This is a genomic window from Globicatella sanguinis (assembly GCF_002847845.2).
Lineage (GTDB): Bacteria > Bacillota > Bacilli > Lactobacillales > Aerococcaceae > Globicatella > Globicatella sanguinis.
Window position 1 is genome coordinate 2504545 of the sequence record NZ_CP126962.1, and the last position, 15002, is coordinate 2519546.

Sequence of the window (15002 nt, forward strand, 5' to 3'; positions counted from 1 at the left end):
GGTAGGAGACCCAAAAAGCATCCCCAAATCATCATGCCGGGCTAGGCACCAAGTCAAGCTCTAACAATCAGGTGCCGTACGTAATGGATTCACTGCCTTAACAAACACATTGTGTGCATTAGAAAGCATCTAGCCATCCAAGTTCCTTACAACAATCGATAAAAACTTCAATTGGCGTTCGATAACCTAATGATTTTCGTGGAATTTCATTGCGGAAATGGGCTGTTTGGCTGAGTGTTTTCTGCGATATATCAGTAAAATCCATCCCCTTAGATAACCCATCTCTTCGAAGAAGTCCATTAGAGTGTTCATTTAAACCTCGCTGTGACGGACAACCGGGATCAGCAAAGTAAATATTGATGTCATTGACATTTGAAATGGCTTGCCAATCAGAAAATTCTTTTCCACAATCAAACGTAATGGATTTAAATATATTTCTCGGTAAATAAGCAAACCAGTTATCACAAGCGATTCGCACATCACTTGCTTTGCGACTGTTAATTTTTATCGGGATGATGAGTTTACTGATTCTTTCGACCAGTGTTAGGACTGCACTCTTATGGTCTTTTCCGACAATAGTGTCACCTTCTAGATGTCCAAATTCTTTCTCATATTGTGGATTTTCTTTTTGACGATCTTCGATGGTGCGTCTAAAGTGTTGTTTACCTCTTTTTTCCTGATACCCATTAGGTTTTCTCTTACCTTTCATCGGTAAAGTTGAGGGATCAAAGAGTTCCGAGTCTTTAAAACGACGATAAAGTGTTCGAGCTGTACATCCTAATGGGAGTTCATTCCGACCAATGATGACGTCAGGAGACCACCCCTGGTCCACTTTTTTCTTAATATATGTGATTTGTTTAGTGTTAAAGACCTTCTTTTTGGCACCACAGCGTGATTTATTCTCTTTATATTGATCGTAGTATTCCTGAATATTACCACTATTTTTAAGAAAATTAACGACGTTATAAATGGTTTGGATGGCCCGATTTAATTTTTTAGCGATATCCGTTACTTTTTTACCGCTATCGTAATAATTTTCTATCCAAATCAATTCTTTCATGGTAAGATGTGTATAAGCCATTTGTGTGTACTCCTTCCTTAGCATGTGATTTTATGTTTAGGATACCATACAAATGGCCTATTTATTTTTCTAGCTTAATTTTACTATCCAAGAAATAAAAACCATATGATAGAATTAAGATTATCGATACTTAAAAATAAGTCATATAAGGAAAGTAGCGGTCATTTTATACGAAATTATGAATAATAATCAGCTTTTTTGTGTAATTTATTGAGTTTAGTTGCAACCTACGAAAAAATTAGTTAAAGTGAAACTAATGATAATGAATGGAGAATGTCTCATGCGATTTGATAAAAATAAAATAAATAGCTTAAATGATCCTCGATTAATTTCATCAGAACAAATTTTTGATGGACACATACTACAACTTTATGTTAATCAATTAAAGTTAGAAAATGGCGCTATTGTTGAACGCGAAATCATTCATCATTTGCCAGCTGTGTGTATTTTGGCAACCGATGAAGATAAAGTGGTCTTAGTGAAACAATTCAGACCAGCGGTTGTAGCAGACATCTATGAAATTCCAGCCGGAATATTAGATTTCCAATCGGAATCATTAGAACAAGCAATTGACGGAGCAAAAAGAGAATTAGAAGAAGAAACTGGCTATCAAGCAGAGCAGTGGCAAGAAGTTAATTCTTTTTATGTATCACCAGGATATTTAGATGAAAAGATTACTTTATTTCATGCAACAGGTTTAACCAAAGTTGAAAATCCACAACCACAGGATGAAAATGAAAATGTGACAGTACACGAGTTTACTAAAGCTGAAATTCGTCAAATGATATCACAAGGCAAAATAGTCGATGTTAAAACACTTTATGCTTTACAATATTGGTTAGCACAATAACAAATGGAAGTGATCAACATGTTTTTTAAACGCAAGCAACAACAAAATAGTAACAACGAAGAACATTCTTCACCCCGAGCGAATGAATATTCTGAACAACTGTATCAAAATGTGTCAGATGAGAACGATTGGGATTTTTCTGAAAATTATCATCAACAAGATTGGGAAAATAGCAATCAAACTTTGGATGGTGACTCTTTAAGACAGAATCATCATTATCCAGATAATAATGATGATTTATATATAGGTAATCATTATATGGGTCCAGCTTATGGCGAAGATAATGACCAGCTTTATACTAATCCTTCGATGGAGCAAGATGATCAGTATCAAGTGTATTATCAAGAAGAAGGTTATGAACCGATTGCCTCATCAAACAACACGCATTATTCTGATGAATTAGCACAAGATAATTCAGAAATTAGGGGAAAGAGAGCCAAATACCATGCGAAAATCGATCAATTTTTAACCAATGGTATCATTATTGTTGGCGTATTATTGTTAGCTGTATTATTAATTGCATTTTTAGGCTAAATTATTTTTGAGGGAGTAAACAGATGAGAATTGGAATTATTGGCGCGATGGAAGAAGAAATTCGCCTTATTAAAGCAAATTTGTCAAAATTAAAAGAAATTACCTATCATCAAGTAACTTTTTATCATGGTTATTTAGAAAATCGAGAAGTGATTTTAGTTCAATCAGGTATTGGAAAAGTCAACGCAACTATTACAACGGTCTTATTGGTTCAACAGTTTAATGTAGATTTAATTATTAATACCGGTACGGCTGGTGGTGTGCATAAAGGCTTGAAGGTTGGGGATATTGTGATAGCGGATAGTTTAACTTATCATGATGTCGATGTTACCGGTTTTGGATATGAAAAAGGTCAAATGGCTGGTATGCCAGCATTGTATTATCCGGATTTACAATATAGCCAGTTAGCCAAAGAGGTTTGTCGTCAATTAGAAATTGAACCTGTTTTCGGGCAAATTGTTTCCGGTGATCAATTTATTAATAGCCATGAAAAAGTGGAGCAAATTGCCACTGATTTTCCAAAAGCAAAAGCTTGTGAAATGGAATCTACTGCTATCGCCCAAACCGCACATGTGATGAAAGTGCCATTTGTCATCATTCGTGCAATCAGTGATGCTGGTGACGATGAAGCGGCTATTTCATTTGATGAATTTGTGGTAGTAGCAGGTAAAGCTTCCGCCCAAATCGTGATGAATTTAGTCATTAATATTGAATAAAGTAATGCAAATTTTAATAAATTTAATCAAAATTAGTGCGGATTCATTAAACGTGCGGTGAGGCTGGGCATAAACTTGATAAATTTAAAATATTTTGCTGATCAAGCATTGCAAACTAGTTACTATTTATGATACAATAACACTTGTGTAAAATAATGCAGCGTGAAAAAAGAAAGCGCGTCAACAGTTCAACCCTTATTAGGTCAATGAGTAACCGCGGCTGCAAAGGCGAAAATTGAAGTTGAAATGCACGCATTCGATTTTTCAAAAGGATTATTTTACTCCAAAAGAACAAAATTGGAGGAATTTATAATGTCAAGATATACAGGTCCAACATGGAGATTATCTCGTCGTTTAGGTATTTCTTTAACTGAAACTGGTAAAGAAATCGCAAAACGTAACTATGCACCAGGTCAACACGGTAACCAAAGAAAGAAAATTTCTGAATATGGTTTACAATTACAAGAAAAACAAAAATTACGTCATATGTACGGCATGTCTGAACGTCAATTCTACACTTTATTCAAAAAAGCAGGTAAAATTAAAGAAGGTAAACATGGTGAAAACTTCATGTCATTACTTGAAACTCGTTTAGACAACTTAGTTTACCGTTTAGGTTTTGCTAACACTCGTCGTCAAGCTCGTCAATTAGTAAACCATGGTCACGTGACTGTTGATGGCAAACGTGTTGATATTCCATCTTACTTAGTAACACCAGGTCAAGTAATTGGATTAAAAGAATCTTCACAAGATTTAGCTTTAGTTAAAGAAAATTTAGAAAATACTGTTAGCCGTTTAGAATTTGTTTCATTTGATGCAGACAAATTAGAAGGTACTTTAACACGTTTACCACAACGTGCTGAGTTATCGGCTGAAATCGACGAATCATTCGTTGTTGAATACTATAACAAATTAGGTTAATATTATATACCCCGAAAGTCTATTATATCAGGCTTTCAGGGTCTTTTTTTATGCCTTTGATAAAGAAATGATAAAGCAATTGCTAAAAGTTAACGTAATTAGCAAATTTTTGAGCCATATTTTCTTCTTGTTTTTTAGTGAAATGAGCATACACTTTTGTTGTGATTTCAAGTGAACTATGCCCAAGTCTATTTTGGATTTCTTGCATATTAAAACCAGCTTCAAACATAAGAGAGCATGCTGTATGACGGAATCCATGTAGTTTAATACATTTAAATTTATTAGCTTCACAAATTGATTTCAAACGGTGATTGATTGTCATTTTAGATAGTAACTCATTATTGACTGGGTTAGTAAATAAAAACTGATCTTCATTATTCGAATTGTGGCCAAATCTAAATAATTCTTTTCTTTGTTCTAGTTGCCAGCGTTTTATAGCCTTGATAGTATTATCATCTAGGCTTATAACTCGTAGGCTTTTTTTAGTTTTAGGTTCTTGAATAAGCACACGTTGTTTCATACCATAAGCAACGGTTTTATTTACTGATAGTGTTTTGTTTTTAAAATCAATATCCTTGTATTGTAAGGCCATTAATTCGCCTTTTCTGATGCCTGTGAAGGCCAAAATTCTAAAAATAGCATAATACATTATGTCATCTTCAACTAGCTTCAAGAACTCAATTAATTCTTCTTTTGTGTAATACAAATCTTCTTCATTGGTAGTATCTGGTTTTGATTTAGGCAATTTTACATGCTTGAACGGATTATCTTTAATCGCACCACTAACCACCGCATAATCGAAAATTTGCGTCATATAACAATAGTATTTGCGATAGGTAGCATATTTATCATACCAATCATTAACTATCTTCTGCGCTGTTCTAATCGTGAATTTTGATAACTTCATTTTACCGTATTTTTCTAATATTCCTTTTTTAACGATTGAAGTAACAACATTCAATGAACTTTCCCTAACTGTAAGTCGATATTGTTCATACCAGCCTTCATAGGCATCCATTACAGTTAGATTGCTATCGGTATTTTTGCCATGCTGGTGATAATTTGCAATGGCTAGGCGTTGAGCCATTATTGCTTCACGTTGTGTTTTAAAGCTGATTATTCCACGCTTTCAAGGCAGGCTGTAGCCAATTCAAGGCATCCCCTAGGCACCCCCTGTTTTAACCCCGAATCCGCACATCAAGGCAATCAATCCACGTTTGGAGTCCACCTTGGCCTTTCTTTTAGGTATAGTTATTTTGAAGACATCGTCTTCAAAATATTCTAAAAGGAGGCTGTTTTTAATGGCTAGAAAAATACCGGTCAAGTTGATTATGGAACTCAGAGAGCAAGGGCTCTCGAGAAACATGATTGCTAAGCCAAAAAGAGTCGGGCGTGATTCTGTCAGCGAAGTCTTTCGACGTGCGGATGAGTTAGATTTAACTTACGCAGATATCCAAAACATATCTGAACAAGAAGTTTATCAAAAATTCTTTCCCTCCAAGCACCAATCAGAGGCGCTCTATACCTTGCCTGATTACGATTATGTGCAAGAGGAACTTAAGCGTGTAGGTGTCACACTGAAGTTGTTGTGGACTGAGTATGTCGATGAATGTAAGAAGCAGAAAAGCATTGCAGTTGGATACAGTAAGTTTTGTGAAGACTACAATAAGCATATTGACCAATATAAGCTCACTAATCACTTAAAACATAAACCTGGAGTTTCTACTCAAGTGGATTGGGCTGGAGCGACAATGCAACTCTTAGACCCTGAAAGCGGGGCCTTTATTGAAGTGCATCTCTTTGTGGCTGTTCTACCTTATAGTCAATATACTTACGTTGAAGGAACCCTCGATATGACCAGTGATACTTGGATTCGTTGCCATGTTAACCTCTTTAATTTTCTGGGCGGTACAACCATTCGCCTGATTAGTGATAATCTAAAGACGGGGGTTATCTCACATCCTAAAGAAGGCGATATTATTTTGAATGCCCAGTATGAAGGTTTAGCTGATCATTATGTCATGGCGATTATGCCGACGGGCGTAAAGAAACCTAAACAAAAGGCTGCCGTTGAAGGAGGCGTCAATCAAACTGCGATGGCAGTTATTGCTCCTTTGAGAAATGAAATCTTTACTCGTCTTGACGAACTCAATGACGCTATCATGACACGTATCACACTCTTTAATGCAACACCGTTCCAAAAACGAGAAGGAAGTCGCAAACAAATTTTTGAAACCGTTGAACACCCAACCTTGCGCCCCTTGCCGTTGGTACCGTATGAAGTGGCAGAATGGGTCTATGGTCGCAAAGTAAAACTAGACTGTCACATTACTTTCCAAAAGAATAACTATTCCTGCCCTTACCAATATGTTCGCAAACAGGTGGATTTACGCGTGACAGATCGTCTCCTTGAGGTTTATTACAATCAAGAACGTATCGCGACTCATAAGCGCTTCCCAAGCTATTTAGAATATCAATTCTCGACAAGCCCTGAGCATTTGCCCGAACAATTCAATCGTCCTCAAGTGAATGATACCTTGCTGTTGAATCAAGCCAGAGCAATCGGACCCTTCACACACAAGGTGATTCAAAGAGTCTTTGAAACAGTACCATTAAAAGAACGAGGCTACCAACCCAGTCAATCCATTCTCAAATTAAGTCAATCTTTTTCGAATGAAGACCTTGAAACGGCTTGTCACATCGCCTTAGAGCGAATTCATTCCCCTAGATATCGTCATCTCTACGCCATCTTAACCAATCCAGTTCAAGCTCAATCCGAAGAGAACCACAAACCCGAGCCGCCAATGGGCTTTGTTAGAGGAGCAGCCTATTACGGAGGTGAAGATCATGATTAACAGTGAAAGTATCCGTAAGTTGAGACAGCTTGATTTAGAACCGCTAGTGAGTGCGCTAGAAATGCAGGAACTGGAGAATGATTCACTCACCCTGACCTTTGATGAACGACTCCAATTAGCGATTGATTATCTCTATCAAGAGAAATATAACAAGAAAGTCCATGGATTGATCAAACGGGCTAATTTCCGCTTGCCTGAAGCTGATGTCACCTCCATCTACTACGAGAAGCGAGAACTTAAACAACAAGTGATTCAAGAACTGGCTAGAGGAAATTATCTTCATCGGTATAGAAATGTCGTTTTTCAAGGATTCACAGGCTCTGGGAAAACATATTTAGCCTGCGCTCTAGGTAAAGAGGCTTGTAAGTTAGAAGTTCGAACCCGTTATATCCGACTTCCTGACCTTCTGGTCGAACGCGATGAAGCCACGCTTAAACCCAGTGGTATGAAAAAACTGATTACTAAATATTCGAACTATGGCCTGCTTATCTTGGATGAATGGTTGTTAGAAGACTTATCAGACGAGGATTTAAAGTTTATCTTTGAAATCACTGAGAAACGTTATCAATCAGGTTCAACTATCTTCTGCACTCAATTTAGGAAGAGCGACTGGCATCAACGACTAGGTGGTGGGGTTCATGCTGATGCGATTATGGACCGAATTGTTCATAACTCGGTGTGGTTAGATGCTGGACAATTGAATATGCGTGAACATTTTGCCAACCAAGAATAAAACTTCATTCATAGCCATGCTCCATGAGTATGGCTACTCTCTTGCCTTGAAGCGTGGACTCATTGCCTTGAATTGGCTACAGCCGGACTTGATGCTGCGTATAGGTGGGCTTGAGAGCGCGGAATAAACAAAAGCCTCTTTTTGTAGCAAATACTTGCTTTCCAGTTATTGGATCAGTACCAAGATAACATGTATACATGTAATATGCTTTGTTATCAGATTTCTTCTTATATTCTTTAATCATTTTAATTTTTCCTTTCGTATCCACGACCAAGTGAAGTTTTGAAAGGTAAATTATATTAATTATATACTTTGTGGATTGTCGGTAACTTTAAACCATGCGTCATAAGTCAATTTTATGTTGGTATTCCAATCGTGATTAAGATGGATAACATTAATTAGTTTTTCTTTTGTGAGATTATGCAAGTTGTCAACTTCCTTATTATCAATCTCAATAATAAGATTATCATATTGAGATACATCAAAATTTATATCAGAAACAGTTAAATCTTTTTTATTAACTAACACATAAATGACATTTTTATAAATATAAAATTCGTACTTAGGATTAGATTCTAATTCTTTAATTTTTTCTTCAAAATGATGAATAGCGGCACCTAATGACCCATTTATACTAACTGCTTCTTCAGGACTAAGTTCACCTTTTGATAGTGAATAGCTGTTTTTTTCAATTTCTAATTCCATTGATTCAATATCTTTCTTTAATAAATCAATGAGAGTAATTTTATTATTTATAAAACTTTTTGTATCATTAGAAACTTCTCTTGCATTAATAGTTTTAATAATAAGGTTCCTAAACTCATGAAACTCTTCTGCAGTATCGAAAGACATTATTTCATCTTTATAACCATATAATAACTCGTTTACAGTCATGTTACCTAAATCAGCTATTATTTTTAATCTATCAATCGTGGGAACCGAAACTCCTCTTTCCCATGCAGAAACAACAGCCTTGTTTGCTATTCCTTCTTTATCATTTGGATCATCGTTTTTTTTAAAGTATTCTCCAAATTTTTCTTGATTAACTCCCAATTCAATCCTTATTGAACGAACACGCTCTCCAAATTCTTTTTTTTGTTTTTCATCTAATTCAGCCAAAATATCACCTCCATATATAAATTATATGCGAAACGATAATGTTTTACAATACTAAACAATATTTAATTGTTGACAAAGATATTTTTTTGTAGTAAAGTTATCGTAAGGTATTGCAATACCAAACAATATCAAAGGTGGTGAATGAAATGAAAAATAATTTGCGTGTGATTTTAGCTAAGCGAAAACTTACGGTTGCTGAATTAAGTGAGATGACTGGATTAGCAAAATCAACATTAACACAAATATATTATGAGCGAACAAACCCTTCTGCTCTTACTATTTATAAAATAGCTAGTGCTTTAGGGGTAATGGTAGATGAGTTGCTAGCAGGAGAAGAATAATATGAAGAAAAAGAAGAATTTTAAAGCCATATTTTTTATAGTAATTGTATTAATATCTTTTTTTAAAATTTATAGCCTTATCGTAGACCAATTTGATCGTACGAATTACTGCTACATGCTAATGTATGGACGAATCGAAGAAGAAAGAGGTGATATTGAATGTTGGAAGGAGTAGAACAGCCACAATTACAGGTAATTTTACCAAAGGAAATCGAACAACAGATTTATCAAGTGTATTTAAGTATCGCGAGTAAAGCAGTTGATGATGTTACTAAGAATATAACGGTCAATCGCCGTTATTTAAATAAAAAGCAATTGGCAAAGTATTTCCAATGTAGTCCACTGGTAATTGATGATTGGGTTAAGAATGGCCTTAAATCGTTCAACAAAGGGCGAGAAATTATGTTTGATATGCGTGATGTAGAAGAATTTTTAGAAACATTAAAGTATTAAAAATAACCACGACCAAGTGAATTAAAACGAAGTGAAAAGAGGAAATGGATATGAAGGATTTAGATTTAGATGCTTATGTAATAAAGCAACTATTACTGACAGCAAGGGATTATTGTTCTGATATTGAAAAGCAAAAGGTAGCAGTTGAAAAGCAGAGGAATGCTGAAAAACGACTAAATGAACTGAATCTATTAATGTTTGAAGTTAGCCGTAGTATTGAAAAAATTAGCACGCTTATTGAAGTTTCGATTGAACATGCAGGTCTTATTGAACAGAACTAAAAAAGTTGAACAAATAAAAAAGCATTCGAAAGACGGCCATCTCTCAAATGCTAGGAATAGTTATTTTGAATGGATAACTATTCTCATTTTAACACAAAAATATGAAATGAGGCAATACAGATGAAGCAAATTACATTAAAAAAAGCAAGAACTAACATCGGGCTTACAATCGAAGAAGTTTCAGAAAATACAGGAATTTATAGTGATTTATTAATTAAATTAGAGAAAGATTCTTCTGATATTGATAATGACATCCTTCAATATTTGGCTGATTATTATGGACTAAATATAGACGAAATTTTTCTTGGTGAAACAGTATCGGATAATCTTGAATTTAACATAATTAGATCAAAAAATTTAACGAAAGCTATATTGGACTATGTAACTGAAATTCAGAATGTAAATGAAAAAGTTTTTTCAAGTGCATCAGATGACATTGAATCAGAAAATCTAATAGCACTTGCATATACAGTTAATCGAGAAATAGATAAAATCAGTACGTTTCTTTCTCTCTTGCGTGATGAGTTGGAACTAATGGAGTTAAGGGAATAAGTGACTTTAGGAAGTTATGATGAACATTTTCAATGGAATGAGGTGATAGCATGATTTACACTTGTTCAGGTGTAAGGACGGCAAGTATGACACCTATTGACATAGAGCCAATGGAGTTTTTATTTAATTATAAACCAGAATATGTTGATATTAGTCATTATGATGATAGAGATTTATATAAAGTGAATCAATCTCAGTATTTTTTGACGGGAGAGTTACTTAACAATAAAAGAAATGATAGTAATTTATTGTATAAAGAAGTTCTAACTTTTGATTATGAAAATTTAGATTTATCTTACGAAGAGTTTATTTCAAAGATACAGTCAGAATTAGAAGGCATCACTTATATACTTTATCCTACTATACATTGTTTTAATAAAAAGGGAGACAAACGATTCAGGTATCGACTAGTGATAGGTCTTGATCGTGAGTATAACGAAGAAGAGAATCTACTTCTTGTTAGGAATGTAGGGAAATTAATTGGCCTAGAATACGATAAACAAGGCGAAAAATTTTCTCAATTAATGGGTCTACCTGTTATTACACCATATACAAACGAATCAATGATTATCAAAAATAAAGGCATCATGTTAAGTGTTGATGATTGCCTTGCAGCGTTTAAGATGGAGGAAAAGAAGATTAATGTAGACTTCACTCATAATGGAAATAAAAAATATACAGCCATTGTTTTGGAAGAAATAATGGCAGGGGTTAGTGAAGGTAATCGGAATGTGTGGTTAACTAAGCAGATTGGCAAGTTTTTATATTTAGGAATGGATCCAAATATTGCTTATCAATGGTTATGGTTGATAAATGAAAATTTTGTAAAGCCAGCCCTTGATAGTGAAGAGTTAAACACGATATTTAAAAGTATTTTGAATAAGGAGTTGAAAAGAGGTGGATAGGATTGGAACAAATAAGCAATCGGGAAATGCCAGAAGAACTTAAGGAATTAGTAGCTAAAGTAAATAAAGTTGAGCCAATAAATATAAAAGCACAAAAACCTAAATCAGTTGAAGAGTTAAAACGTAAATTAGCAGCCTTATCTTATACTATGCGAGATAAAGATAGATATGAGAAATTCCCACCAAGTTTAATCGCTGATACTTTACAAAGGGAATGGTATTTCAAATTGATTGGTACTTCAAGGGATTATAGTATGCTTTATGTTTTCAATCCAGATACCGGTATTTACGATTCTAGCGTTAATTTAATCAACCAGTTGACTAATAGCATTGAGTTTCAATCACTCCCCAGCGATTGGAAAAACGTCATTGAAATTATCCGTATAAAAGTACCTTTAGAAAAACCAAATGAACATAGGCATTTGATACCAGTAGGTAATGGGATATTTAATACTAAGAGTAAAAAATTATTAGAGTTTAATCCTAAATATATTTTTACCAGTAAAATTGAAACAAATTATAATCCAGATGCCAAACTAAAAGATATAGACGGATGGAACGTTGAAGATTGGCTTAAATCACTTGTACTAGGTGACGAGGAAATGGTGACATTACTTTATCAGGTATTAAACGAAGCGATTAATCCTAATTATACAAGAAAAAAGATTGGTTTTCTAGTAGGGGAAGGCAATTCAGGTAAAGGTAGCTTTCAACAATTGATTATTAATCTATTAGGTTTTAGCAATATTGCGACATTAAAAATGGAAGAGTTTGGTGGAGATTCTAACAAATTTAAAAAATCAATGTTACTCGGGAAAACGTGTAATATCGGAGATGACATAAGTCGCATACCAATTGATTCAGTATCTGATTTAATGTCCATAGCCACTGGTGATCCGATTTCTATTGAGATTAAAAATGGTGCGATATACAGTGCCCAGTTGAAAATGTTCTGTTTGTTTAGTGGCAACGAGATGCCGAATGTTAAGGGTAATAAATCAAATGGTTGGTATAGAAGATTACTTATCATTCCATTTAATGCTAATTTTAATGGCAAAAAAGAAAACACCAAAATAAAAGACGAGTATATAAAAGATACGGAAGTATTGGAGTATGTGCTGCATAAAGCAATCAACATGGAATTTGAAAAGTTTATTGAACCAGAAGCAGTTAAAGAGGCTATAAGTAATTACAAGGTTAAAAATGATATTATCAGAAGTTATGTTATCGAACGTTATTTAGCAGAGAATTACACCTATTATGAACGAGTACCGATTAAATTTATTAAAGCTGATTTTATTGAATACCTTAAAGAAAATAACAATCGCCATTCAACCATTCCTTACGGTTTTGTTAATGAGATGCTAAAAAATTTAAACGAGTTAAGCGAAGGCACGTTTGAAGAAAAAGTCACTAGATTTAATGAAGATTACATAAGCACCTTACCGTATGAAATGAAAGAATTAGTAAATGTAGGTTCAATACGTTCACTAGTGAAAAGCGAATAAGTTACGGTTGTGTTACGTATTGTTACACCTGAACCGAAACACGTTAAACCTTGTCAATATAACGTTTCCGAACAATGTTACACTTGTTACACCTTTTTTATAGTTTTAAATAAATAATAATATATATACATACAAGTATATATCAAAATAAAAGTTTTGGTAAATAACCGTAACAAGTGTAACAGACCTCAAAAAGGTTGATACTACTGGATTTATAGTGACACAATATTTCAAAATAACCGTAACAAACAAGTGTAACACTCAAATATATTGCAATTGGTCAAAATGGCCTTAATATGTAACGAAACAAATAAAATAAAAGCAACACAGCTGGAGTTAAAATGAAAAAACAGATTATTTCAGAAGATTCAAAATCACTTACATCCTTAGTTTTACATGAGTTGAACTTTCAGTTTTTGAAGGGGTATCAACCAACGTACATTGAGAGAAATGGTTATTGCGTAACGTTATATTTCAAAAAAATAAAATTAAAAGAAGGTGAGCTTTATGCAAATTAGAATATTCAAAAGTGTAGGTAAGGAAACTGTTGAAAATGAAGTGAATAATTTTATCAACGACAATGCTATTAAAGTAATCGACCTTAAATTTGATACTTGTTCAAATTATAATTCAGTAGTTTTTTCAATAATGTTAATGTACGAAGATTTATATCAAGATTAGTAAAACTCCATCTTTTCGCCAACGCTATAAGGGTGGTTGATGGGATAGCCAGCCACATAAAGATGGTACTTAAAATATAAGTTAGATTGATAATTAGGAGGATACAATATGAGAAAGACATATGAAGTTAAAACTAGAACTAATGGTAATGAAGAAATTGAATTCACAAAATATAGAATTAATAATGAAAGTAGCACAAAATCAATTCTATCAACAAATTTTGATATTGGACTTAGTGTAAGTGATATTTTGGCTGAGTTGTGTGAGGATATGGAACATGATCCATTGCTTGAATATTATATTGGTTCAGGGAATTTTAAACTCCCAAGTATCAGTATGAAGGAATATGATGATAATGTTTCGGTATTTATTAGATTCTTTAAAATATAGCAAAAATTAGTATACTAACTATTTTCTGTTGTCCTAAAGGGGTGAGTAATTGGAAGAATGGCAATTAGATCAATTAAAATGGTACTTATCCTTGCCTAAAACAATCGAATTAATGGAACGTAAGGTTCAAGTAGTAAGCTCAAATTATTATGCAACTCATTCACTTGTTGGATGCTCATGTAGGTTGCTTGATTCTGAAGCATATCAGTTAAATTTTTCCGTCATGTGGCATGTAATGGAAATCATTGGTGAAGAAAAGTCTTTAATGATTCAAATAAATAAGCTAAAACGTAGGTTAAAGGCACTAACTGAAGAATTAACCATTGATGAACAACATAAGCTTAGACTTGATTTATTTGCCGATTTAGACCTTCTAAAAAAAGCATGTGACTGGATGATTGAACTTGAATATTATTTCAACTCGAATGCAGAAGGAGCCAATGAAGATATATTTATACCTTCTGAGGAGTTATTAAAAAAATTAGATCAGCAGGAAGAAGAATTATTTGAAATGTTTGGAGTGTAGTCATGCAAAATGTTCATTCAAAAGACAGGAATTTAGAAGTATGGGTAGGACCTTTAACTTTTAGAAATTTTGGTAACTTTATTAAACATAAAAACGAGTTAACGGAAGAAGATTTGAAAGAGTTCAACCTAATAGCTAAGTGTATCAAGAAACTACCAAATGAAGTTGGAAAAATGGTGATGTTAAAGTACGTTAAATTAGCTAAATTTAAGCCATATAGAAGTAGAGAGATTAAGTTTTATTATTCGGTAACTAAACGATATAGTGGCAAACCAGCACCGAACACACTGGTTGCTGAAGAAATGCAATTAACTGTTAAAGAAGTTTCAAAATTAGATAAAAAAGCACGTCACCTGTTGGCTGATTACATGCTAGAAGAATTGAAGAATGAGCATGATTTAGTAAAAGAAAAAAAGGTAATTAACAAAATAACCTTTTTAGATGAAATTGAAACGGTATTCATAGCGTAAAATATCTTGTGTAACCTCGGAGTCTCCCTGGAAAAAGAGACCTCTTTTTTGTAAGATTGTAATAACAACAAAACAATCACAAACAG

Annotated in this window: 19 protein-coding genes; 16 read left to right on the forward strand and 3 right to left on the reverse strand. The window is 33.8% G+C overall.

The window, feature by feature from the left end; genetic code table 11:
• Positions 1–118 precede the first annotated feature (118 nt).
• Positions 119–1081, reverse strand: coding sequence for an IS30 family transposase (locus tag CYJ72_RS10990; protein ID WP_284629705.1), 963 nt, complete (start codon positions 1079–1081; stop codon positions 119–121).
• 280 nt (positions 1082–1361) lie between these two features.
• On the opposite strand from CYJ72_RS10990, the gene CYJ72_RS10995 reads away from it, so the two are divergent.
• The 4 genes from CYJ72_RS10995 to rpsD all read left to right on the forward strand — a co-directional run bounded on the left by CYJ72_RS10995 (position 1362) and on the right by rpsD (position 4102).
• Positions 1362–1931 (forward strand): NUDIX hydrolase, encoded by a 570-nt coding sequence (locus tag CYJ72_RS10995; protein ID WP_284629842.1) that lies wholly within the window; start codon positions 1362–1364, stop codon positions 1929–1931.
• A gap of 18 nt (positions 1932–1949) precedes the next feature.
• Positions 1950–2465, forward strand: coding sequence for a hypothetical protein (locus CYJ72_RS11000; protein ID WP_284629843.1), 516 nt, complete (start codon positions 1950–1952; stop codon positions 2463–2465).
• A gap of 23 nt (positions 2466–2488) precedes the next feature.
• Positions 2489–3181: a 5'-methylthioadenosine/adenosylhomocysteine nucleosidase gene (locus CYJ72_RS11005; protein WP_284629844.1), complete on the forward strand. Its 693-nt coding sequence runs from the start codon at positions 2489–2491 to the stop codon at positions 3179–3181.
• Between the two features lie 312 nt (positions 3182–3493).
• On the forward strand, positions 3494–4102 hold the full coding sequence (gene rpsD, locus CYJ72_RS11010; RefSeq protein WP_066125221.1) for a 30S ribosomal protein S4: 609 nt from the start codon (positions 3494–3496) through the stop codon (positions 4100–4102).
• Between the two features lie 82 nt (positions 4103–4184).
• Here rpsD and CYJ72_RS11015 read toward each other — a convergent pair whose 3' ends face one another.
• Complete coding sequence (locus tag CYJ72_RS11015) at positions 4185–5189, reverse strand: tyrosine-type recombinase/integrase (RefSeq protein WP_284629845.1); 1005 nt, start codon at positions 5187–5189, stop codon at positions 4185–4187.
• Between the two features lie 214 nt (positions 5190–5403).
• On the opposite strand from CYJ72_RS11015, the gene istA reads away from it, so the two are divergent.
• Together istA and CYJ72_RS11025 are read left to right on the forward strand one after the other, a co-directional pair.
• Complete coding sequence (istA, locus tag CYJ72_RS11020; protein ID WP_284628645.1) at positions 5404–6957, forward strand: IS21 family transposase; 1554 nt, start codon at positions 5404–5406, stop codon at positions 6955–6957.
• Entirely contained in the window at positions 6950–7690 is a 741-nt protein-coding gene (locus tag CYJ72_RS11025) for an ATP-binding protein (protein ID WP_284628647.1), read from the forward strand. Before istA ends, CYJ72_RS11025 begins: the two co-directional genes overlap by 8 nt.
• Before the next feature lie 303 nt (positions 7691–7993).
• Here the strand turns inward: CYJ72_RS11025 and CYJ72_RS11035 are convergent, their stop codons facing one another.
• Positions 7994–8809: a helix-turn-helix domain-containing protein gene (locus CYJ72_RS11035; protein WP_284629846.1), complete on the reverse strand. Its 816-nt coding sequence runs from the start codon at positions 8807–8809 to the stop codon at positions 7994–7996.
• A 146-nt stretch (positions 8810–8955) separates the two neighbouring features.
• Here CYJ72_RS11035 and CYJ72_RS11040 point away from each other — a divergent pair, with 146 nt between their 5' ends.
• From CYJ72_RS11040 to CYJ72_RS11085, 10 genes are all read left to right on the forward strand, one after another.
• Positions 8956–9150, forward strand: a complete 195-nt coding sequence (locus CYJ72_RS11040) for a helix-turn-helix transcriptional regulator (protein WP_284629847.1) — start codon at positions 8956–8958, stop codon at positions 9148–9150.
• Between the two features lie 159 nt (positions 9151–9309).
• Complete coding sequence (locus tag CYJ72_RS11045) at positions 9310–9603, forward strand: helix-turn-helix domain-containing protein (RefSeq protein WP_284629848.1); 294 nt, start codon at positions 9310–9312, stop codon at positions 9601–9603.
• A 50-nt stretch (positions 9604–9653) separates the two neighbouring features.
• A complete protein-coding gene (locus CYJ72_RS11050; RefSeq protein WP_284629849.1) occupies positions 9654–9884 on the forward strand; it encodes a hypothetical protein in 231 nt (76 codons plus the stop codon).
• 120 nt (positions 9885–10004) lie between these two features.
• Positions 10005–10436, forward strand: coding sequence for a helix-turn-helix domain-containing protein (locus tag CYJ72_RS11055; protein ID WP_284629850.1), 432 nt, complete (start codon positions 10005–10007; stop codon positions 10434–10436).
• A gap of 86 nt (positions 10437–10522) precedes the next feature.
• Positions 10523–11341, forward strand: a complete 819-nt coding sequence (locus CYJ72_RS11060; protein ID WP_284629851.1) for a primase alpha helix C-terminal domain-containing protein — start codon at positions 10523–10525, stop codon at positions 11339–11341.
• Between the two features lie 2 nt (positions 11342–11343).
• The gene (locus CYJ72_RS11065; protein WP_284629852.1) at positions 11344–12849 is read left to right on the forward strand and encodes a DNA primase family protein; all 1506 of its coding nucleotides are present in this window, start codon (positions 11344–11346) and stop codon (positions 12847–12849) included.
• Between the two features lie 341 nt (positions 12850–13190).
• Positions 13191–13367, forward strand: a complete 177-nt coding sequence (locus tag CYJ72_RS11070; protein ID WP_284629853.1) for a hypothetical protein — start codon at positions 13191–13193, stop codon at positions 13365–13367.
• Positions 13368–13638: 271 nt separating this feature from the next.
• Positions 13639–13920: a hypothetical protein gene (locus CYJ72_RS11075; protein WP_284629854.1), complete on the forward strand. Its 282-nt coding sequence runs from the start codon at positions 13639–13641 to the stop codon at positions 13918–13920.
• 49 nt (positions 13921–13969) lie between these two features.
• A complete protein-coding gene (locus CYJ72_RS11080) occupies positions 13970–14446 on the forward strand; it encodes a hypothetical protein (RefSeq protein ID WP_284629855.1) in 477 nt (158 codons plus the stop codon).
• A gap of 2 nt (positions 14447–14448) precedes the next feature.
• Complete coding sequence (locus CYJ72_RS11085) at positions 14449–14916, forward strand: hypothetical protein (RefSeq protein WP_284629856.1); 468 nt, start codon at positions 14449–14451, stop codon at positions 14914–14916.
• Positions 14917–15002 lie beyond the last annotated feature (86 nt).